This window comes from Mesorhizobium sp. KACC 23794 (assembly GCF_052180275.1).
In the GTDB taxonomy this organism is placed as follows: Bacteria; Pseudomonadota; Alphaproteobacteria; order Rhizobiales; family Rhizobiaceae; genus Kumtagia.
Map to the genome: position 1 here is coordinate 4,301,800 of NZ_CP197465.1, position 19,455 is coordinate 4,321,254.

Annotated in this window: 20 protein-coding genes and 1 pseudogene; 10 read left to right on the forward strand and 11 right to left on the reverse strand. The window is 64.0% G+C overall.

What is annotated here, in order from left to right; all coding sequences use genetic code 11:
• The first annotated feature begins 36 nt into the window (after window positions 1–36).
• Entirely contained in the window at window positions 37–1,233 is a 1,197-nt protein-coding gene (locus ACSBOB_RS21165; RefSeq protein WP_442578052.1) for a hypothetical protein, read from the forward strand.
• 175 nt (window positions 1,234–1,408) lie between these two features.
• Entirely contained in the window at window positions 1,409–1,861 is a 453-nt protein-coding gene (locus tag ACSBOB_RS21170; RefSeq protein WP_442578053.1) for a hypothetical protein, read from the forward strand.
• Here the strand turns inward: ACSBOB_RS21170 and ACSBOB_RS21175 are convergent.
• From ACSBOB_RS21175 to ACSBOB_RS21190, 4 genes are all read right to left on the reverse strand, one after another.
• The gene (locus ACSBOB_RS21175) at window positions 1,803–2,486 is read right to left on the reverse strand and encodes a pyroglutamyl-peptidase I family protein (RefSeq protein WP_442578054.1); all 684 of its coding nucleotides are present in this window, start codon (window positions 2,484–2,486) and stop codon (window positions 1,803–1,805) included. The two genes, ACSBOB_RS21170 and ACSBOB_RS21175, sit on opposite strands and share 59 nt — an antisense overlap.
• A gap of 3 nt (window positions 2,487–2,489) precedes the next feature.
• The gene (gene aspS, locus ACSBOB_RS21180; RefSeq protein ID WP_442578055.1) at window positions 2,490–4,280 is read right to left on the reverse strand and encodes an aspartate--tRNA ligase; all 1,791 of its coding nucleotides are present in this window, start codon (window positions 4,278–4,280) and stop codon (window positions 2,490–2,492) included.
• A gap of 197 nt (window positions 4,281–4,477) precedes the next feature.
• Window positions 4,478–4,678 carry a type II toxin-antitoxin system RelE/ParE family toxin gene (locus tag ACSBOB_RS21185; protein ID WP_442578056.1) on the reverse strand — a complete coding sequence of 67 codons (201 nt, stop codon included), beginning with the start codon at window positions 4,676–4,678 and terminating at the stop codon, window positions 4,478–4,480.
• Complete coding sequence (locus tag ACSBOB_RS21190) at window positions 4,671–4,931, reverse strand: ribbon-helix-helix domain-containing protein (protein ID WP_442578057.1); 261 nt, start codon at window positions 4,929–4,931, stop codon at window positions 4,671–4,673. Before ACSBOB_RS21190 ends, ACSBOB_RS21185 begins: the two co-directional genes overlap by 8 nt.
• Before the next feature lie 140 nt (window positions 4,932–5,071).
• Between ACSBOB_RS21190 and ACSBOB_RS21195 the strand changes: the two genes are divergently transcribed.
• The 3 genes and pseudogenes from ACSBOB_RS21195 to ACSBOB_RS21205 all read left to right on the forward strand — a co-directional run bounded on the left by ACSBOB_RS21195 (window position 5,072) and on the right by ACSBOB_RS21205 (window position 8,352).
• Window positions 5,072–6,376: an MFS transporter gene (locus ACSBOB_RS21195; protein ID WP_442578058.1), complete on the forward strand. Its 1,305-nt coding sequence runs from the start codon at window positions 5,072–5,074 to the stop codon at window positions 6,374–6,376.
• Window positions 6,377–6,398: 22 nt separating this feature from the next.
• Window positions 6,399–7,556, forward strand: coding sequence for a ribonuclease D (gene rnd, locus ACSBOB_RS21200; protein WP_442578059.1), 1,158 nt, complete (start codon window positions 6,399–6,401; stop codon window positions 7,554–7,556).
• Between the two features lie 360 nt (window positions 7,557–7,916).
• Window positions 7,917–8,352, forward strand: a pseudogene (locus ACSBOB_RS21205) (Uma2 family endonuclease).
• 22 nt (window positions 8,353–8,374) lie between these two features.
• Here the strand turns inward: ACSBOB_RS21205 and guaB are convergent.
• A complete protein-coding gene (gene guaB / locus ACSBOB_RS21210) occupies window positions 8,375–9,877 on the reverse strand; it encodes an IMP dehydrogenase (RefSeq protein ID WP_442578060.1) in 1,503 nt (500 codons plus the stop codon).
• 337 nt (window positions 9,878–10,214) lie between these two features.
• On the opposite strand from guaB, the gene ACSBOB_RS21215 reads away from it, so the two are divergent.
• Together ACSBOB_RS21215 and ACSBOB_RS21220 are read left to right on the forward strand one after the other, a co-directional pair.
• On the forward strand, window positions 10,215–11,084 hold the full coding sequence (locus ACSBOB_RS21215) for a hypothetical protein (RefSeq protein WP_442578061.1): 870 nt from the start codon (window positions 10,215–10,217) through the stop codon (window positions 11,082–11,084).
• 964 nt (window positions 11,085–12,048) lie between these two features.
• Window positions 12,049–13,455: an MFS transporter gene (locus ACSBOB_RS21220; protein ID WP_442578062.1), complete on the forward strand. Its 1,407-nt coding sequence runs from the start codon at window positions 12,049–12,051 to the stop codon at window positions 13,453–13,455.
• Here the strand turns inward: ACSBOB_RS21220 and ACSBOB_RS21225 are convergent, their stop codons facing one another.
• Window positions 13,456–14,163: an RlmE family RNA methyltransferase gene (locus tag ACSBOB_RS21225; RefSeq protein ID WP_442578063.1), complete on the reverse strand. Its 708-nt coding sequence runs from the start codon at window positions 14,161–14,163 to the stop codon at window positions 13,456–13,458.
• Complete coding sequence (locus tag ACSBOB_RS21230; protein WP_442583787.1) at window positions 14,160–15,515, reverse strand: Ppx/GppA phosphatase family protein; 1,356 nt, start codon at window positions 15,513–15,515, stop codon at window positions 14,160–14,162. Before ACSBOB_RS21230 ends, ACSBOB_RS21225 begins: the two co-directional genes overlap by 4 nt.
• Window positions 15,516–15,755: 240 nt before the next feature.
• On the opposite strand from ACSBOB_RS21230, the gene ACSBOB_RS21235 reads away from it, so the two are divergent.
• The 3 genes from ACSBOB_RS21235 to ACSBOB_RS21245 all read left to right on the forward strand — a co-directional run bounded on the left by ACSBOB_RS21235 (window position 15,756) and on the right by ACSBOB_RS21245 (window position 17,489).
• The gene (locus ACSBOB_RS21235; RefSeq protein ID WP_442578064.1) at window positions 15,756–16,682 is read left to right on the forward strand and encodes a lysylphosphatidylglycerol synthase domain-containing protein; all 927 of its coding nucleotides are present in this window, start codon (window positions 15,756–15,758) and stop codon (window positions 16,680–16,682) included.
• 86 nt (window positions 16,683–16,768) lie between these two features.
• Window positions 16,769–17,089, forward strand: a complete 321-nt coding sequence (locus ACSBOB_RS21240; RefSeq protein ID WP_442578065.1) for a hypothetical protein — start codon at window positions 16,769–16,771, stop codon at window positions 17,087–17,089.
• Window positions 17,022–17,489 carry a hypothetical protein gene (locus tag ACSBOB_RS21245; RefSeq protein WP_442578066.1) on the forward strand — a complete coding sequence of 156 codons (468 nt, stop codon included), beginning with the start codon at window positions 17,022–17,024 and terminating at the stop codon, window positions 17,487–17,489. Before ACSBOB_RS21240 ends, ACSBOB_RS21245 begins: the two co-directional genes overlap by 68 nt.
• A 79-nt stretch (window positions 17,490–17,568) precedes the next feature.
• On the opposite strand, the gene ACSBOB_RS21250 is transcribed toward ACSBOB_RS21245, so the two are convergent.
• The 4 genes from ACSBOB_RS21250 to ACSBOB_RS21265 all read right to left on the reverse strand — a co-directional run bounded on the left by ACSBOB_RS21250 (window position 17,569) and on the right by ACSBOB_RS21265 (window position 19,436).
• Entirely contained in the window at window positions 17,569–17,934 is a 366-nt protein-coding gene (locus ACSBOB_RS21250) for a hypothetical protein (RefSeq protein ID WP_442578067.1), read from the reverse strand.
• Window positions 17,935–18,592: 658 nt separating this feature from the next.
• Window positions 18,593–18,871, reverse strand: a complete 279-nt coding sequence (locus ACSBOB_RS21255) for a DUF1488 domain-containing protein (protein ID WP_442578068.1) — start codon at window positions 18,869–18,871, stop codon at window positions 18,593–18,595.
• Window positions 18,868–19,197 carry a hypothetical protein gene (locus ACSBOB_RS21260; RefSeq protein ID WP_442578069.1) on the reverse strand — a complete coding sequence of 110 codons (330 nt, stop codon included), beginning with the start codon at window positions 19,195–19,197 and terminating at the stop codon, window positions 18,868–18,870. The genes ACSBOB_RS21255 and ACSBOB_RS21260 overlap by 4 nt, the downstream gene beginning before the upstream one ends.
• The gene (locus ACSBOB_RS21265) at window positions 19,194–19,436 is read right to left on the reverse strand and encodes a hypothetical protein (protein WP_442578070.1); all 243 of its coding nucleotides are present in this window, start codon (window positions 19,434–19,436) and stop codon (window positions 19,194–19,196) included. Before ACSBOB_RS21265 ends, ACSBOB_RS21260 begins: the two co-directional genes overlap by 4 nt.
• Between the last annotated feature and the right edge of the window lie 19 nt (window positions 19,437–19,455).

The following is a 19,455-nucleotide window of genomic DNA, read 5'->3' on the forward strand; positions in this document are numbered from 1 at the left end:
ATAAAAGACAACCCCAGGAAATCTCAGGGAACGACAATGTCCGTCCACCGACATCTTTTCAGCAAGCTCGCCCTTTCTACATTTCTTTTGACTTCGGCGGCATTTGCGGCCCAGGCGCAGGACGCGACCGCCGTCGCCGATCGCCTCAAGCAACTGGTTTCGCAGCAAGGCATGGATGTCAGTTGGTCGTCGGTGACGGGCAGCGGCTCGGCTTTCGCGCTGGAAGGCGTGAGCTTCAAGGCGGCCGGCAATCCGACCCCGATGAACATCGGCAAGCTCAGCTTCGACGGCGTCAGCGAAGACAATGGCGGCTACCGGATCGAATCGATCACGACCGATCCCTATTCCACGACGGAGGACGGCGCGACGATCGAGATCAGCCCGTTCAAGCTGACGGGGGTCAAGCTGCCGGCTGCCGGATCGACCGATCCGATCGCCAACCTGCTCTTCTACGAAGGCGCGGAACTGGCAAGCTTCAACGTCAAGATGGGTGACAAGCCGGCATTCTCCATGGAGAATTTCACGGCCGAGCTTACCGCTCCCGCCGCCGACAAGGCGATGGAATTCACGGCCGGCGCCGATAAATTCTCCGCCGACCTGTCGCTCGTCGAGGATCCGCAAGCCAAGGCCGCGATCGAGGCGATGGGCTATCAGAACATTACCGGTTCGCTGGATTTCGCAGGCTCGTGGCAGCCCAGCGACGGCCGCATGGCCATGTCCACCTACGACATAACCGTCGACGGCGCCGGTACCTTCGGCATGACCTTCGATTTCGGCGGCTATACGCTGGACTTCATCAAGGCCATGCAGGACCTGCAGAAGAAGATGGCGGAACAGCCGGCCGGCGGCGACAATTCCGCCCAGGGCCTAGCCATGCTCGGCCTCATGCAGCAGTTGGTTCTGAACACGGCCAGTATCCGCTGGGACGACGATTCGCTGACCAACAAGGCGGTCGACTACATCGCCAAGATGCAGAACATGAAGCCCGAGGACATCAAGAACCAGGCCAAGGCGATCGTGCCGTTCCTTACCGCCCAGCTCAACAATCCGGAGCTTTCGGCAGCGATCACCGACGCGGTGACGAAATATCTGGACGATCCGCAGAGCCTGGAAGTCTCGGCCGAGCCTGCCGCGCCCGTGCCATTCTCGCAGATTGCAGCGGCCGGCATGGCGAACCCGCTCGACCTCACCAAGTCGCTCGGCGTTACGGTTTCGGCGAACGAAGACGAATAGGCTGGGCTCTGCCGTTCCAGGAAAAGCCCGGCCGTCGCGCCGGGCTTTTTTGTTGCGGCCGCAACACCGTGGGGGCTTTCGTCACCTTGTCCGACCCGCCGACATTCCTCCGCAATCCGGTCCAATTGCAGCCCCGATCCCGCGCGACATTTGCGTCGATTCAGAGGGATTTTCCATGATCAAGACCGCCTTGGTCGCGATGACCGTCATTGGTTGCGATTGCGACGCGAAACTCTGCGAGTACATCGCGGAGACGCCGGCGCAATGGACGACGGTCGCCGAATGCGAAGCGGCGATGCAGTCGCAGATCGTCGGCCGGAACGGCTTCGACTATCCGCTGATCTCCGGAATATGTCGCACCGTTCCCGATCCTGTCGGCAACGCCATCGCCGTCTCGGCATCGCGGGAGGCCGGCTGGCATGCCGTTTTCGACACGACGGCCCCGCGAGCCGAAGGGTTCTACGGGAACGTCGTCGCCGGCAGCCAGATGGTGTTCCGCAGGAGTGCCGACGGATATGCGCTGGTCAGGAGCGGTTTCGGGCAAGCGGCAGACGGCACGATCGGCCTGTTCAGGCGCTCGGCCTCGTATCTGCTTCCCGCTGGCTGGGTGGCGCAGGCGGCCAAATAGCCGCCTCGCCGGCCAGCACCGTCCGCAGGACGATCCCGAATCCACGGATAAAATCCGCCTTCGACAAGGCGCAGCCCTCGCCGACCATCGGCACATGAATGAAGCCGCTGATGCGCGGCGAAAAGCCCTCGCAGGCGGCGGCCAGCGACAATGTCAGCACGACATTGCAGAGATAACCGCCGGCATCGTCGGACCACACGACGGGCAGCCCCTCTGCGGTGAGTGCATCGTGGATGGCCTGAAGCGGCAGGCGTGATTGCAGCAACGCCGGCGCCTTGCAGATCGGACCGTCCACGGGCGTGAAACCGCTATTGCCGGGCTTTGCGTTCAGGAAGCTGTTGCGCGCCAGCCGTTCGAGCCGAAAGCCGCCGCAGGCATGAGCCAGTCCGAAATGCAGGGCTATGTCCGGCGCGAAGGTTCTGCCGATATGCGACAGGCGCGGTCCTATCGCCTCGTAGTCGACAGGCAGCAGCTCGGCTCGGAAGGCCGCCATGCCTTCGATCCTCGGCGGCTCGCTGCGCAGACGCTCGACAAGCCTTTGCGTCGGGTTGACCGGTGCGCCGGGAAACGGCTCGAAGCCGGTGACGAGGACGCGCGGCAGGTTTTTTGCTCCCGCCGCGCCCATCGGTCAGGCCGGCTTCTTGTCCGCCACGACCCGCAGCGACAGTTCGCGAAGCTGCGTGGGTGTCGCCGGCGACGGCGCATTCATCAAGAGGTCGTAGGCCTGCTGATTCATCGGGAACATGGTGACTTCGCGCAGGTTGGTCGCGCCGACCAGCAGCATGACGATGCGGTCGACGCCGGCCGCCATGCCGCCATGCGGCGGCGCGCCATACTGGAAGGCGCGGTAGAGGCCGCCGAAACGCTCCTCCACCGTCGCGCGGTCCAGCCCGACCATCTCGAACGCCTTCACCATCGTCTCCGGCAGATGGTTGCGGATGCCGCCGGATGCGATTTCGAAACCGTTGCAGACCATGTCGTACTGGAACGCCTTGAGGCTCAACGGATCGGCGCCGTTCAGCCCGTCGATGCCGCCCTGCGGCATGGAGAACGGATTGTGAGCGAAGTCGATCTTCTTCTCGTCCTCGTTCCATTCGAAGAACGGGAAATCGACGATCCAGCACAGCGCAAAACGCTCACGGTCGACGAGGTTCAGTTCCTCGCCCGCCCGAGTGCGTGCCGCGCCCGCGAACTTGTAGAATTTTTCGGGATTGCCGGCGATGAAGAAAGCGGCGTCGCCCTCGGCGAGGCCGAGTTGCTGACGGATCGCCTCGGTGCGCTCTTCGCCGATGTTCTTGGCGATCGGGCCTGCGCCTTCCAGTTTTTCGCCCTCCTTACGCCAGAAGATGTAACCGAGGCCGGGCTGGCCCTCGCCCTGCGCCCATGAATTCATGCGGTCGCAGAAGGCGCGGCTGCCACCCGTCTTGGCCGGCACGGCCCAGACCTCGGCTTTCGGATCGTTGGCCAGAATGCCGGCGAACACCTTGAAACCCGAACCGCGGAAATGCTCGGACACCGCCTGCATCTCGATCGGGTTGCGCAGGTCGGGCTTGTCGGAACCGTATTTGCGGATCGCGACATCATACGGGATGCGCGGGAACTCCTGCGTCACCGGCTTGCCTTCGGCGAATGCCTCGAACACGCCGCGCAGCACCGGCTCCATCGTGCCCAGCACATCGTCTTGCTCGACGAAACTCATCTCGAGGTCGAGCTGGTAGAACTCGCCGGGCAGGCGGTCGGCGCGCGGGTCTTCGTCGCGAAAGCACGGCGCTATCTGGAAATAGCGGTCGAAGCCGGACACCATGATCAGCTGCTTGTACTGCTGTGGCGCCTGCGGCAGCGCGTAGAAGGTGCCGGGATGGATGCGGCTCGGCACGAGGAAGTCGCGCGCCCCTTCCGGCGACGACGCGGTCAGGATCGGCGTCGAGAATTCCGTGAAACCCGCCTCGCCCATGCGCTTGCGCATCTCGGCGATGATTTTCGTGCGCGCCACGATGTTTTTGTGCAGCGTATCGCGGCGCAGGTCGAGGAACCGATATTTTAAGCGGATATCCTCGGGATAGTCCGGCTCGCCGAACACCGGCAGCGGCAACTCCTTCGCCGCCGACAGTACCTCGATCTCGCTGGCATAGAGCTCGATCTCGCCGGTCGCCATGGTCTTGTTGACGGTCTCGTCCATGCGCGCCTTGACCTCGCCGTCGACGCGGATCACCCACTCGCCGCGCACCGTCTCGGCCACCTTGAAGGCCGGCGAATCCGGATCGGCGACGATCTGGGTGATGCCGTAATGGTCGCGCAGGTCGATGAACAGCAGCCCGCCATGGTCGCGGACGCGATGCACCCAGCCCGACAGGCGCACCGCCTGCCCGACTTCCGATTTCCTCAATTGTGCGCAGGTATGGCTGCGGTAGCGATGCATGGTCTGTTTTCCGGCAATGATTTGCTGACCGGACCGACGCATGCGGCCCGAAATTTGCGCGGAAAAGCGCATGGGAGGTGCGGTTTGTCAAGGTTGCGAGGTTAGCTCAGCAGCCGTCGAAGGTTTATGCGTCATGCATGCACGAAGGCCAGCACGTCAATGCCGTCCGCTCCCTCCTCATAGAGAATGACATGGCTCTAATGTTCGTGGCGTCGCACATTGCCGCCCACTGATCGTGCAAGCCTTCCCAGCCTGAGGTGGTCGGCCAACGTCGAAAGGCAGGTTAGGAGGCTCGCCCGATAGCGTTTCGCCTGGTTCAGCCCAAAGTGCTGGAGACTGTAGTCAAATATTTTGCCGAGATCGGCTTCCGCTCGCCGCGAAAGCCGATAGTCAGTCACGGAGGGTGCCTTTGGCGCGAGCGCGCTCTACCGCTGCGGAAAAAATATCATCCACCGTGCGATCGCTAAATCCACTGGCACGGGCCTCTTCGACGATGCGCCCAAGTTCTTCCGCGTCGTCGTCCGCCAAGGCACGGTCGCGCTCAACAAGGTCAACAAAATAATCACTCGACGTATCGAATTCTCCGGTCCGAATCTTTTCGTCGATCCATTCCTCGACGGAGTCTGGTACGGAAACTGTCAGCGTAGCCATCGGTTCACCTAAACGGTCCGCGACAAGATTTATTCTCCCTCGGCAGAAAATCAATTGGCCTATGATCGTCTGCTTTTGGCGCATCGTGTCGGTCGAGTGATAGCACTATAGACGAATCAAAGATTTATAGCGTCCCTTCAATGTCCGCCCTCCGCCCGCTCATTCCCCTCCTCATCGCCGCCGGCATCCTGCTCGGCGGCAACGGCCTGCAGGGTACGCTGATCGCGCTGCGCGGCGCACAGGAGGGATTTTCCCCGACCGTCATCGGTTTCATGGGCACCGCCTACTTCGGCGGGTTCCTGCTCGGCTGCCTCGCCATCGGCCGCATCATGAAGGCCGTCGGGCATGTGCGGTCGTTCTCGGCGCTGGCCGCTATTGCCTCCGCCGGCACGCTGATGCTGGTTCTGGTCATCGATCCGGTGATATGGTCGGTAATCCGCTTCGCCGCTGGCTTCTGTTTCGCCGGCCTATTCACCGTCATGGAAGCATGGCTGAATTCCGGGGCGCCGAACGAGCATCGGGCCCGCGTGCTCGCTCTCTATCGCATGGTCGATATCTGCTCGGTGACAGGCGCGCAGTTCCTGATCCCGGTCTTCGGCCCCGGCGGCTTCACCATCTTCGCCATCATGTCGATCATGATCACCCTGTCGCTGGTGCCGGTGTCGCTTGGCGACCGCTCCAACCCGACCGCGCCCGACGACGTGAAACTCGACCTGCCGCGGGTCTTCCGCATCTCGCCGCTGGGCTGCATCGGCTGCATCGCGGTCGGCGTCACCAACAGCTCGTTCCGCACGCTCTCACCGGTCTACGCCGAGGAACTCGGCATGTCGGTCACCGATGTCGTCACCTTCGTCAGCGTCGGCATTATCGGCGGCGCGTTGATCCAGTATCCGCTCGGCTATCTTTCCGATCGCTGGGACCGGCGCATGGTGCTGCTGGTCTCGACGGTCGGCGCATTGGTGACGGCTCTGGCGCTGGCATTTTTGGCCGGCAGCAACCCGCTTGCGAATTTCCTGCTGGTCTTCATCTTCGGCTCCTTCGCCATGCCGCTGTTCTCGCTGTCGGCCGCGCATGCCAACGATCGTGCCGGACCCGGCGAGTTCGTTCTGGTCAACGCGGCGCTGATGCTCTTCTATTCGTTCGGGGCGATCGGAGGACCGTTTTCCGCCTCCTTTGCCATGGAACGGTTCGGACCCGGCGCGCTGTTCGGCTTCATCGCCGCCATCTATGTCGTCTTCATCGCCATCATCCTCTACCGCATGCGTGCCCGCTCCAGCGTGCCGGCAAACCGACGCGGGCGGTTCATCGCCCTGCTCCGGACCTCGACGATCTTCGCGAAGCTGACGCGGCAGGCCGGAGAACCCAAATCAAACGGAAAACCGGACGATGGAAACGGCGACGCGAGCTTGACGAAACCGCCATCGGCTGAAAAGAAACACCGGTAATTCCGGTCACCAAGACATTTTCATGCATCTGATCACCACCAATGCCGAACTCGAGACCGCCGTCGCCGCATTGGCGAAGTCGGCCTTCGTCACCGTCGACACCGAATTCATCCGCGAGACGACGTTCTGGCCGGAATTGTGCCTTATCCAGATGGCGGCGCCGGGGGTGACGGCGCTGGTCGACCCGCTGTCGCCCGACCTCGACCTCGCTCCGTTCTTCGCGCTGATGGCCAACGAGGCGGTGGTGAAAGTTTTTCATGCCGCGCGGCAGGACATCGAGATCATCCACCACCTCGGAGACCTGCTGCCGCACCCGGTTTTCGACACGCAGGTCGCCGCCATGGTCTGCGGCTTCGGCGACAGCGTCTCCTACGACCAGCTCGTCCAGAAGATCACCGGCGCGCAGCTCGACAAGTCGTCGCGCTTCACCGACTGGCGGCACCGGCCGCTCTCCGAAAAGCAGCTCACCTATGCGCTGGCCGACGTCACGCACCTCATCGACGTCTACAAGCACCTCGCCGCCGAACTCGAACGTGAAAAACGCGGGCATTGGCTCAACGAGGAGATGGATGTTCTCACCTCGCGCGAAACCTACGATCCCGACCCCGAGGATGCCTGGAAGCGGCTGAAGATGCGGCTGCGCAAGCCGCAGGAACTGGCCGTGGTGCAGGCGGTGGCAGCGTGGCGCGAGCGCGAGGCGCGTGACCGCAACGTGCCGCGCGGCCGGGTCATCAAGGACGACGCGGTCTACGAAATCGCCCAGCAGCAACCGCGCGATACCACTGCGCTGTCCAGGCTGCGCACCGTCCCGAAAGGCTGGGAGCGCTCCGCAACAGCGACGACCCTGCTGCAGGTGGTCAACACCGCGCTGGAATTGCCGAAGGACCAGATGCCGCGCCTGCCCAAGATGGCGCAGGTGCCGGAAGGCTCGAGCGCCGCGGCCGAACTGCTCAAGGTGCTGCTGCGGCAAGTTGCGGAGAAGGAAGGTGTTGCCGCCAAGGTCTTGGCCTCCGGCGACGACATCGATCGCATCGCCGCCGAAGGCGAGGAAGCCGATGTGCCCGCCATGCATGGCTGGCGCCGCCAGGTATTCGGCGATATCGCCGTCAGGCTGGTGCGTGGCGAGATCGCGCTGAAGTTTGATCGGCGCAAGGTCACGGTGTTCGACCTCGCGCAGTAGAGGCTGTTGAGGTTCAACCCGAGCGGACTGAACCTCATCTCGCCTTGTTCGACTACATTCTGCCCGGATAGTTGGGGCTCTCGCGGGCGATCGTCACGTCATGCGCATGCCTCTGGCGCGGACCAGCGCTGGAGATGCGGAGACGAGCCGAAGGCACCGCGCTTGAAGACAAAATCCCGGAGCCGTGATAGCTCTAAAGTCAGCACAGCCAAGGATGCCGGCATGAACATCGTCGCCACCCGCGCCGCCGAAGGTTTTCCCCGCCGGTCTTTCACCGTGGCGGAGATTCGCCGCATGGTCGAGGCAGGCATCATCGCCGAGGACGAGAATTTCGAGCTGATCGACGGAGAAGTCGTGCCGATGTCGCCCAAGGGAAACCAGCACGAGGTGATCAAGGCCGCGCTCACGGAGGTCTTGGCGGCTCGCAAGCCGCATGATTTGCGCCTGGGCGTGGAGACCTCGCTCTACCTCGACGAACGGACCTTCGTCGAGCCGGATTTGTGCCTCTTATCCGAAGCGAATCCTTCCCGAGGATGTACTTGGCAGCGACGTATTGCTTGCCGTCGAGGTGGCGGCGTCCTCGATGTCCTATGACAGGGGACTGAAAGCCCAAATCTACGCCCGGCACGGTGTCCGCGAGCTATGGGTGGTGGATGCCGGGACGCGTCAAACCTGGCTCCATCGGGGACCGAACCCGGATGGACAATGGACGAGCATCGAAAGGATCGGGGCCGGGACGCCGATTTCGCCTGCGGCGCTGACAGACATCACGATTAGGATGTCAGATCTGGACTGACCATTCCGCCGCGCCGGTGGGCTCACATCCCGCCCGGATAATTCGGGCTTTCGCGGGTGATGGTCACGTCATGCGTATGGCTTTCGCGCAGGCCGGCGTTTGAGATGCGCACGAAGGTGGCGCGTTCCTGCAAATCGGCCAGGGTGCGGGCGCCGACATAACCCATCGCGGCCCTCAAACCGCCGGTGAGTTGGTGCAGCACGCCCGACACCGGTCCCTTGTAGGGAACCTGGCCCTCGATGCCTTCCGGCACCAGTTTCAGCGTGTCGCGCACCTCGGCCTGGAAATAGCGGTCGGCCGAACCGCGGGCCATCGCGCCGACCGAACCCATGCCACGATAGGCTTTGAACGAGCGGCCCTGGTAGAGATAGACTTCTCCGGGGCTCTCGTCGGTGCCGGCCAACAGCGAGCCGATCATCGCGGCCCCTGCCCCGGCGGCCAGCGCTTTCGCCAGATCGCCGGAATATTTGATGCCGCCGTCGGCGATCACGGTGACGCCGGACTTCATCGCCGTCTCGGCCGCCGACATGACGGCCGAGAGCTGCGGCACACCGACGCCGGCGACGATGCGCGTCGTGCAGATCGAGCCCGGACCGATACCGACCTTGACCGCGTCGGCGCCGGCGTCGATCAGCGCCTGGGCGCCGGCTGATGTGGCGATGTTGCCGGCCATGATGCGCACCGAGTTGGACAGTTTTTTCGCCCGCGTCACCGCGTCCAGCACGCGCTGCGAATGGCCGTGCGCGGTGTCGATGACTAAAAGGTCCACGCCGGCATCGATCAGCCTTTCGGCGCGCTCGAAACCGTCGTCGCCGACGCTGGTGGCGGCGGCGGCGCGCAGGCGGCCCTGCGCGTCCTTGGTGGCGTGCGGGTTGAGCTGCGCCTTCTCGATGTCCTTGACGGTGATCAGCCCGACGCAATTGCCGGCCGGATCGACGACGAGCAGTTTTTCGATGCGGCGCTGGTGCAGCAGCCGCTTGGCCTCGGTCTGGTCGACGTTTTCCTTGACCGTGACCAGATTGTCCCTGGTCATCAGCTCATGGACCTTCTGGTCCGGATCGGTGGCGAAGCGTACGTCGCGGTTGGTGAGGATGCCGACCAGCCGGCCAATCTTCTGGCCGCCCTTGCCGCCGCCCTCGACGACGGGAATGCCGGAGATCGAATAGGTGCGCATCAGGGCCTGCGCGTCGGCCAGCGTCGCTTCCGGGCCGATGGTGACCGGGTTGACCACCATGCCGGATTCGAATTTCTTCACCTGCCGGACCTGCTCGGCCTGTTCGGCCGGCGAAAAATTGCGGTGGATGACGCCGATGCCGCCGGCCTGCGCCATGGCGATGGCGAGGCGCGCCTCGGTGACCGTGTCCATCGCGGCCGACAGGATCGGGATGTTAAGGTCGATATCGCCGGCGATACGAGTGCGGACATCAGTCTCGCCCGGCAACACTTCCGAATGCCCCGGCTGCAGCAGAACATCGTCGAAAGTGAGCGCCAGGGCGCCGGTTGCGGTCTCGATGATCTGCGCCATTGCCATTCCTCAAAACGTGAAGCGGGCGCTGGGGCCCTGTGGCCGGCGCCGACTCTTGATCTTCCCTTTCAGGATTGGCACGGGCTGCTAACACGAACCGGCAGCCTTGGGAAGCCAAGGCCACGCAGGATTGATCGGTGAGGAGAAGACAAGCGTTTCCAGTTCCTGTAGGGCCGAATGGTATCTGGCCGTGACGTTGCGCAAGAGGGGACGTTGAAGGCGATTTCGAGGGCGCTCGTCATTGGGAAGAAAAAACGTCGCTTCTTCAACCTGCCCACAGCCTGCCTCCGATGGTGCCCCGATTTCGACGGACGATGCAGCGGGCAGCCTGCTTCGGATGCAGGCATTCCCGCACGCGCTGCGGTTTTTGGCGGAAAGCTTTGTCGCGGTCCACGAATCGTCCCCCCGCGCCGCCGCTCTGTTCGCGACACGGCAGCGCTGGCTCCTGTGTCATGCGGCCCTGGCCCTGCATTTTTCGGCGGCCGATGTCGAAGCGCCCGGCCTGACGCGGCGTGCCTTCGGCAATCTCGCACTTCGGCATGGCATAGCCAGCCGCAACACGGCGCATGCCTTCTTCGACGAAGCCCTGAAATACGACGTCATCCGGCCGGCAGGCGACACCGATGACGGGCGCACGGACCGCGTCTTGCCCACGCCTGCGACCCTGTCGCTGCTCGTCCATTGGTATGTCATGCATTTCCGGGCGATCGACCTGATCCATGGCGGAAACAGGACCGAACAGTTCCTCGCCAGCCCCGAAAGCATTGTTGCCGTCGTTCAGCCTGCCCTGGCGGAGGCCCTGCTTTCGAGCCCCGACGTGCGCCTCCCGGGACCTCGCTACCGGATCTTCGCCTGGGCCGATGCGGGAGGCCTGCTGATGGACCGGCTGATCATCGGGATCGATCCGGATGCCAGGCCGGCACGGGACAGGTTTGTGACGGATGTGAGGGCAATCTCCCATCTGGCGCAATCCTTCGGCCTGTCGCGCGCCCATGCCAGCCGCATATTTGCGGCGGCGGAATCGATCGGCGGAATCGGCTGGACAGAGCGGCGGGGCCGCTCGCCAATCTGGATCTCGCGCCGCCTCTACGAGGAATATGCCCGCGTGCATGCGCGCAAGCTCGTCATCCTCGACGCCGCCTTTGCCGGAGCGGCGGCCGTCCCGGCATCGGCGACGGAAAATCCCCCCGGCGTGGGAGACGCCTGAACGGCCGCGGCCGTCTCCGATCATACCCGCCGCGCCCTTGCCGCCCGGCCGGACAGGCGTTGTCAAAAATGGACGCAGACAGCCACGGCGCGTTTCGATAGGTCCCGATCAAATTGGTTTCAGGCGGATGCAGCGTGTTTTTCAGCGCGATCGGCGCTTTGAGGCACGTTGCGGCACGCATGTAGGCACGTGCGGATTGTCCGGCTTGGCCTCGACCTGAGTGGAACAATGGCGGCTCGCCTGCGGCCGTCGGGAAAGTGGAGGAAACAGGCAAGCGGTGGTTTCGGGACGTGATTATGCGCTGCGCGCCGCCGGCGCCGAAAAGCCCGACATAGGGATCGCAGACGTCGCCATAGAGACAGGCTTGCCGGCGCTGATGGAGGAAGCGGCAAAGGCAGGAGCCGCGCCGTTGCGCGAGAGGGCCGAGGCCTCGATAGCCGCTTGGAGCCGATTGCCGTTGCCGTCGATCCCGCTCCTCCAACCTTTTTTCGTGCAGATCGCTCATCCCCGGCGCGAGTGCTGACCGCCGGGTCCGATCGATCTGCACGAGTCGCCGGCCGCATGCCCCAAAAGCGGCCGGCGTTTTTTCTTTGGTGCCCGCCCGCGCAAAGTTGCTGAATGCCGGCAGAGCGCAGTGTGTACAGGATTATTTTCCTGGGATTATTTACATACCTACCCACCGGTGCTCCTCGGCGAAACCGGCCAACCCACCTGGTCCGCGAATCGCCGGAAGCCGTTGAAAAACCTGTCTTCGGCGGGGGCTTGGCGTTGGCGGCGACGGCCTTGCGCCAGTCTAAGCGGATCGCTTGCCAACGGAAAGCTTCACATCAATGTGAGCCACTGGCGCGGCGCGTTTGCCGGCACTGGCCCCTGCCGCTTGCCGGTTCCTGCCCTACATGCGATTGCATATCACCCGCCAGGCTCGAAATTCATTCGAGACCACGACAACAACCGGAACTTCGCGTTGCAACGTACCGTCCCGCTGATCCTCGCGGTCGCCCTGTTCATGGAGAACATGGACTCCACGGTAATCGCGACATCGCTCCCGGCAATCGCGAAGGACATCGAGACCAGCCCGATCGCGCTCAAGCTAGCGCTGACCGCTTATCTCGTGTCGCTGGCCATATTCATCCCGATCAGCGGCTGGATGGCCGACCGCTACGGCGCGAAGAACATCTTTCGCGCCGCAATTGCTGTCTTCGTCGTCGGCTCGGTCGCCTGCGCGATATCCAATTCGCTGGAGGCGTTTGTCGGTGCGCGCTTCCTGCAAGGCATGGGCGGCGCCATGATGACGCCCGTGGGACGGCTGGTTCTGGTGCGCTCGACGCCCAAGAGCGAGCTTGTCGCCGCAATGTCGTGGCTCACCGTACCGGCGCTCGTCGGCCCCCTGGTCGGCCCGCCGGTTGGCGGCTTCATCACCACTTACCTGTCATGGCACTGGATCTTCCTGATCAACGTCCCGATCGGCATTCTCGGCATAGTGCTGGCAACCCGGTTCCTGCCGGCCTCCGAGCCGGCGAACACGCCGCCGCTCGACTTCATGGGTTTCATGCTCAGCGGGCTGGCGGCGTCGGGCGTTGTGTTTGGCCTTTCCGTGGTCAGCCTGCCCGCCCTGCCCCCGGCCGTCGGCTTCGCGACGGTGGCGGCCGGCATCGTTTCGGGCCTGTTCTATCTCGCGCACGCAAAGCGCAAGACCCGGCCGCTGCTGGCGCTCGACCTGTTCGGCAACCAGGTGTTCCGGGCCTCGGTGCTCGGCGGCGGGCTGTTCCGCATCGGCATCGGCGCGGTTCCGTTCCTGCTGCCGCTGATGTTCCAGCTGGCATTCGACCTGACGCCGTTCCAGTCGGGCATGATCACGTTCGTCACCGCGATCGGCGCCATCGGCATGAAGTTCGCCACCGCATGGCTCTTCCGCACGGTGGGTTTCCGGCGCGTCCTGATCGCCGGCTCGCTGATCGCGGCGCTGTCGATCGCGGTCTACGGCCTGTTCACGCCGCAGACGCCCTATCTGGTGATGATCGCGGTCATCCTGATCGGCGGCTTCATCCGCTCGATGTTCTTCACCGGCGTCAATGCGCTGGCCTACGCAGACATCGCGCCCGAAGACACCAGCCGCGCCACGCCGATCACCGCTGTCGCACAGCAATTGTGCATAGCGCTCGGCGTGGCACTTGCCGGCGGGATTCTGGAAGTGCAGGCCAACATGAATGGCGGCGTGCTGACGCTCAGCGCGTTCCACATGGCGTTCTTCATCGTCGCCGCCGTATCGGCGTCCGCCTGCTTCTGGTTCTACCGGCTGTCGCCGGATGCGGGCAGTTCGGTTTCGGGCCATCGCCTGCCGTCGATGAAGGCCCCCGGAAGCGACGACTGACTACGTCGCCTCGGGCTGTTCACGTCCCTTGAAGTCGCGTGCCAGCAAGTAGAGCTCGACCGATTCATCGCGCGAGGCCGGCGGCTTGACGTGATGGACCGACCGGAAATTCTGCTTCAGGCGGGTCAGCAGCTCGGCCTCGGTGCCGCCCTGGAACGTCTTGGTCAGAAAATGGCCGCCCGGCTTCAGCACCGAGATGGCGAAATCGGCGGCAACCTCGCAGAGGTGCATGGTGCGCAGATGATCCGTCCTTCGGTGGCCCGTCGTCGGCGCCGCCATGTCCGACAGCACGATGTCGGGCGCGGCTCCCAACGCCTCGGCAAGCTTTTCAGGGGCTGCGTCGTCGAGGAAATCCATCAGAAGCAGCGTCGCGCCCGGAATGGAATCCACCGCGAGATAATCGATGCCGACCACGCCCGGCTGTTCCAGCGAAGAGCGCGTGCGCGCCGCAGCCACCTGGCACCAGCCGCCGGGCGCGGCGCCCAGGTCGATGACACGCATGCCGGGCTTCAGCAGATGGTACTTGTCGTCGATCTCGATCAGCTTGTAGGCGGCGCGCGACCGGTAGCCGTCGGCCTTGGAGCGCTGCACATAAGGGTCGTTCATGTGTCGCTGCAGCCAGCGGCGCGACGATTCCTTGAGCTTGCTGTTCTTGACGCGCGTCTTCAGGGGACGCGACGCGCCCGGCTTTCCCGTCTTGTCGGTCACGGCCGTCCTCCCCATTGCTGGGGACGCCGCCAGACCCCCTCCTCCGCCATCAGTTCGCTCAATATGCCTTCGCGCAAGCCGCGGTCGGCGACGCGCAGCCGGGGCGACGGCCAATGGCCCCTTATCGCCTCCAATATGGCGCAACCGGCCAGCACAAGGTCGGCGCGGTCGGCACCGATGCAGGGATTGGCGACACGCTGCTGGAAATCCCAGCCGAGCAGCGTAGCGATCATGCGGTCGACATTGTCGCTGTCGAGCCAGAGGCCGTCGACGCGGCGGCGGTCGTAGCGCTCCAGTCCGAGATGCACGCCGGCCAGCGTCGTCACCGTGCCCGACGTGCCGAGCAGGTGGAACCGCGAGCCCTTCATCAGGTGGCTGAGGCGGTCGCGGCCATCGAAGGCGCCGATCATCTCCGTCACATCCGCGACCATCGCCGCGAAGGTCTCGGGCGTCACATCGCGGCCGCCGTAGCGCTCGGCCAGCGACACCACGCCGACCGGCAGCGAGGTCCAGGAGACGATGTGGTTGGCGAGCCGAGGCGAACGATGGCGCGACAGGTCGATCAGCGCGATCTCCGAGGAGCCTCCGCCGATGTCGAAAAGCACGACCGCGTCGGTGTCGCGCTCGACCAGCGCGCCGCATCCCGACACGGCAAGCCGCGCCTCGGTCTGCCGGTCGATGATCTCGAGGTCGATCCGCGCCTCCTCGCGCACCCTGTCGAGGAATTTTACGCCGTTCTCGGCGGCCCGGCAGGCCTCGGTGGCGACCAGGCGGGCACGGCGGATCGAGCGGTTGCGCAACTTGTCGCCGCAGATCTTCAGCGCCTCGACGGCGCGGTCCATGGCGGCCTCGCTGAGCCGGCCGGTGGCGGACAGGCCCTCGCCGAGGCGCACGATGCGCGAATAGGCGTCGACGACCCTGAACTGGCCGGGACGGCCTGGGGTCGCCACCAGCAGGCGGCAATTGTTGGTGCCGAGGTCGAGCGCGGCAAAGACCGGCCCGTCGCGGCCATGGATCGCCCCGCCCCGCTCCCATGCGCGGCCCGCGGGCTCCGGCCGCGGCGGCTCGGGAATCCGGATCGGCGCTGGCGCCTCCGCCGGCGGCGCTGCCTTAGCGGGCGCCAACGCCGTGTCGGCATTTTGCGGAGAGGTGCCGGGCGCAAAAACCTTGCGGCCGCGTCTCCGCTTGCGCCGCTTCCTGCCTTTCCTGGCATTTGCCGGAGCGCCGTCCGCCTGGCCTGGCCGGGCGGGTTCGAGCCCGACCGCAGCGCCACCGGGCTGCCGTGGAGACTCTTCACCTTGAACGCGAAAATGCGTACCAGGGCTTTCGGACACCCCGTCTCCCCGCGCCATCGCGCCGGTTTCAGGGTCTTCCACCTAAATTTCCTTCCGGCATCGCGCGAACCGAACGGGACGCGGCAAGCCATATATCTTGCGTTGGGCAAACCATAACAGCCGGCGGGCCGATCACCAAGCGGATTGTCCGAATTGTCGCAATGCCTTGCGGGACCATGCGCAGGCATCCTATCCTTCAGGCTCGACGACGGAGTCCCTCCAGAAAGATGCCGGCAAACGATCGATGACAGCGACACGATGAAGCTTAGGAACTACTTCTGGCCCACAGTCGGCCTCATCGCCGTCGGCTTCTCGATATGGCTTCTCTACCACGAACTGCGCGGCATCTCGCTGGACGATCTGGGTGACGGCTTGAACGCCATCCCGCTGCATCGATGGCTGCTTGCCGCCTGCAGCACGGTGCTGGCTTATGCGGCGCTGGCCGGCTACGACCACATCGCGCTGACCCATCTCGGCCGGAAGGTGCCGTTCGGCTTCATCACCGTCTGTTCCTTCACCACCTACGCGCTGGCGCACAACATCGGGGGGTCGGTGCTGTCGGGCGCGGTGATCCGCTACCGCGCCTATGCAACGCAGGGTCTTTCGGGACAGGAGATCGGCGTGCTGGTGGCGCTCTGCTCCTTCACCTTCGTGCTCGGCGCGATGCTGCTTGCCGCCTTCCTGCTGATCGTCGAGCCGGAAGTATTCGACGGCTTCGTGCATTTCATGCCGGTGTCGGCGACGCGGTTGACCGGGCTCGCCATCCTTTTCCTCGTGGCGCTCTACATATTCGGCAGCTGGCTGCAACTGAGACCGCTGAAGATCGGCAAGTTCGCGATCCTCTATCCGCAGCTGCCGATCGTGGGCCGGCAGCTTGTGATTGCGCCGATCGAGTTGATCGGGGCCGCCGGCATCATCTATTTCGCCCTGCCCGAACTGGGCAACCCGGGCTTCATGGTCGTCCTCGGCGTCTTCCTGGTGTCGTTCTCCGCCGCCCTGATCTCGCACGCGCCGGGCGGGCTCGGCGTGCTGGAAGTCGTCTTCCTCGCCGGGCTGTCGCAGATGGACCCGGTGGCGGTCCTGTCGGCGCTGCTGGTGTTCCGACTGTTCTACCTGATCATCCCGCTCCTGCTGGGGCTGGTGGTGGTGGTGGCGTTCGAACGCTCGCGTTTCGGACGGGATTAGCGCCCCGCAATACGATCGTCTCGATCGGGAATCGTGGCGGATCGAGTTTCAACCCCGCCTCGACGGCAACACCGCCCAAACCGGACATGGACGCGGCACCGATCGGCCAACCCGTTATCAGAACGAACACCGTCAAACGCTGCCTGTTCGGCCTTCGCGCGTTTTGTGAATGGCCAAAGGACAACGGCTGCCTCGACCGGAACCCCGTTGAAGACATGGTCCTGATGAAGGCTAAGAAAAAGTCCGTCTTCACCACCAGCCAGACGAACACCCTGTTCAAGTCGCTTGCCAACCGTGCGTTCGTGCATCTCGACCCCAAACAGGATTTCGATCTTGTGCTTGGGATCGACACGGCGCCACCGCACCACCAGCCAGCACGCGGCCTACAGCCTCGACCTCACCGGTAACGAGATCGGTCAGCAGATCATCGGCAACGACGGAGACAACCGGATGATCGACGGCAAGGGCGGCAACGACACGATCCAGACCGGCCTGGGGAGCGACACGGTTGTTTTCTCGACCAGGCTTGACGGCAGTGTCGACAAGATCACCTACTTCATCGTCACCGACGATCAGATTGCACTGGACGACGCAATCTTCACCGCGCTTGGCGTCGGCGCGCTGGACGCATTCGCCTTCAAGGACAATGCCTCAGCGCCAAGGGATGCTGACGATCATATCATCTACAATTCCAACACCGGCTCGCTGTTCTACAATGCGGACGGCCGTGGCGGCGCGGCGGCGGTGAAGTTTGCCTGGCTTGCTGCCGGTCTCAACCTGACAGCAGCCGACTTTGTGGTGATCTGACAAGCGGGCGCCTGCGGCGCGCCGGCGTTCCACGAAACCAGCCAGACATCATCGATGCCGGACTGACCAGTCCACCAGATCACCCTGCAACCCGGAAATATTCTTCGTTGATCGTCAGGCTGCAGCGCGCGGCCAAGTCGCGGTTCGGCTTGTCTTGCCCCAGCGGTGTCGCCCAACCTGCCTTTTCGACCATGCCAGGACGTTGGAAGGCTCGTGCTACTTTCATGTCCGCAAGAATTTCGACTGAACGAGGATCTGTCCTTGAGCGCTCCAAACAGTAGGGCGTCAAACTCGACGAGACGGCCACGGCCGCGGCGTCTCTGGCCATCACCTTCGCCGAACGGTCAGTAACCCAGCCGCCCCAGGTGAAGCCGACAATGGAAAGGGCAACGGCTCCCACTCCCGCGCCGAAGAGAACGGGAGCGATCCATGTTGGGACGTACATCAGCGGGTCCGATCTGAATTGGAGAGGCGCGCCTGATTGCGGAGCGCAGTTGGTCAGCCTAGCACGATACCAACCCACGTCGCAGGCAATTCGGGGCGGTCCTGCCGAATAGCCTCGCTATCGAAATGATCGGCTGATAGACCATGTTGGTCGGTGGCCGTTTTCAGGGCGCTATCGATTGAGGGAGGCCATCGAGCCCTAGCCCCAACGAAAGGAGGACATCCATGTCTTCCGCCGCCTTCGACCAACATCCGACTTTAGCCGGCACAGTGTGAAACAGATTGATCCGGTCGTTGCCGAGCCGACGGCATGGCTGCTGATCATACTCGTCGTAGGCGTTGCTGGCGCCGCCCTATATCTAGCGCTGAGCAGCGTTACTTTTTGGATCAAGCTATGAAAAAGCCACCAAAAGGGCAATTCGGCACGCGCGGCTCAATCCCTCGTACATTGGCCCCTGTTATGCCTTTGCGAGCCCCAACCTCCCGCAGTCACATGACCACTGCCGGCCAGCGTTGGGACGCCGGCCTGCTGGTTAAAGTCGCGGTGGCGCTATGGGTCGCTGCAATCCTGCTGGCGGTGTTTTGGCCAACTCTTTACGCGCTGTTCTAGATCCGCAAACGCTTCGCCCACGGTGTCAGAAGTCAGCGCCAAGGAGCATCTATCGCCGAAAATCGGCTGCGGTCAGCACATAGGAGGTCTGGCGGCCGTGGGCGTAGGCTTTGCGGGCGACGTCCTGGATCGAGACGCGCGCCGAATCGAAGGCTGCGAGGTAATCGGCTTCCGATGCCACAGTGCCGCGCGGTTTCACGCCCGTTTTCGCCAGCGCGGCCGCTTCGATGAAGAACCGCACCTCGAACATGCCGTCATGGCCGGTGAAGCGGATCGCATTCCGCTCGTCGTCGAAGCTGCGGCTCGGATTGGGAAAACCCAGGGTCATGATCTCAGCACTTCTATTTCATGGGCACGCGGACCGGTTGGCGACGCGAGGCTGCGCCGTTCGCCCCTGCGCCCTTCATTGTGAAGATTGAGGGCGATCATCCTGCCGGTGGCGTCCGACCTGCTGAGGCCGGTCATCGGGCGTCCGCCGGCATGCGCCGTATCGCCCGTGAACACGTGATAGACGCTCCACGAGCGGTCGGTTTCGATGCGGCGGCCGTAGTGATGATCCATGGAATCGCGTCCGGGAGCGCTGCCTTCGTTCTCCCAGGCGCAGATTGCGCTGGCTTCGAAAGCCCGGTGCGTTGGTTTGCCGTGGATGGTCATGATGTAGGCCTTCCTTCAGTAATGAGGGCGGGTTCGAGGGCGCCCGAGTAGATCGTGCCCCCGGCGGCATCGATGATCGTCACCGCGTCCGGGCGCTGCGGCATGTCGAGCGTTGCCGAGAGCGACCGCGCGATCCGGATCGCGTCGTCGAGATCCACCGCTTCATCCGTTTCGCGGCCGACCACCGCATGGGCGTTGTCCCGATGCCGGGTGCGGTAAAATTCAATCACGATCTTCAACGGTGTCCGCCCTCCGATC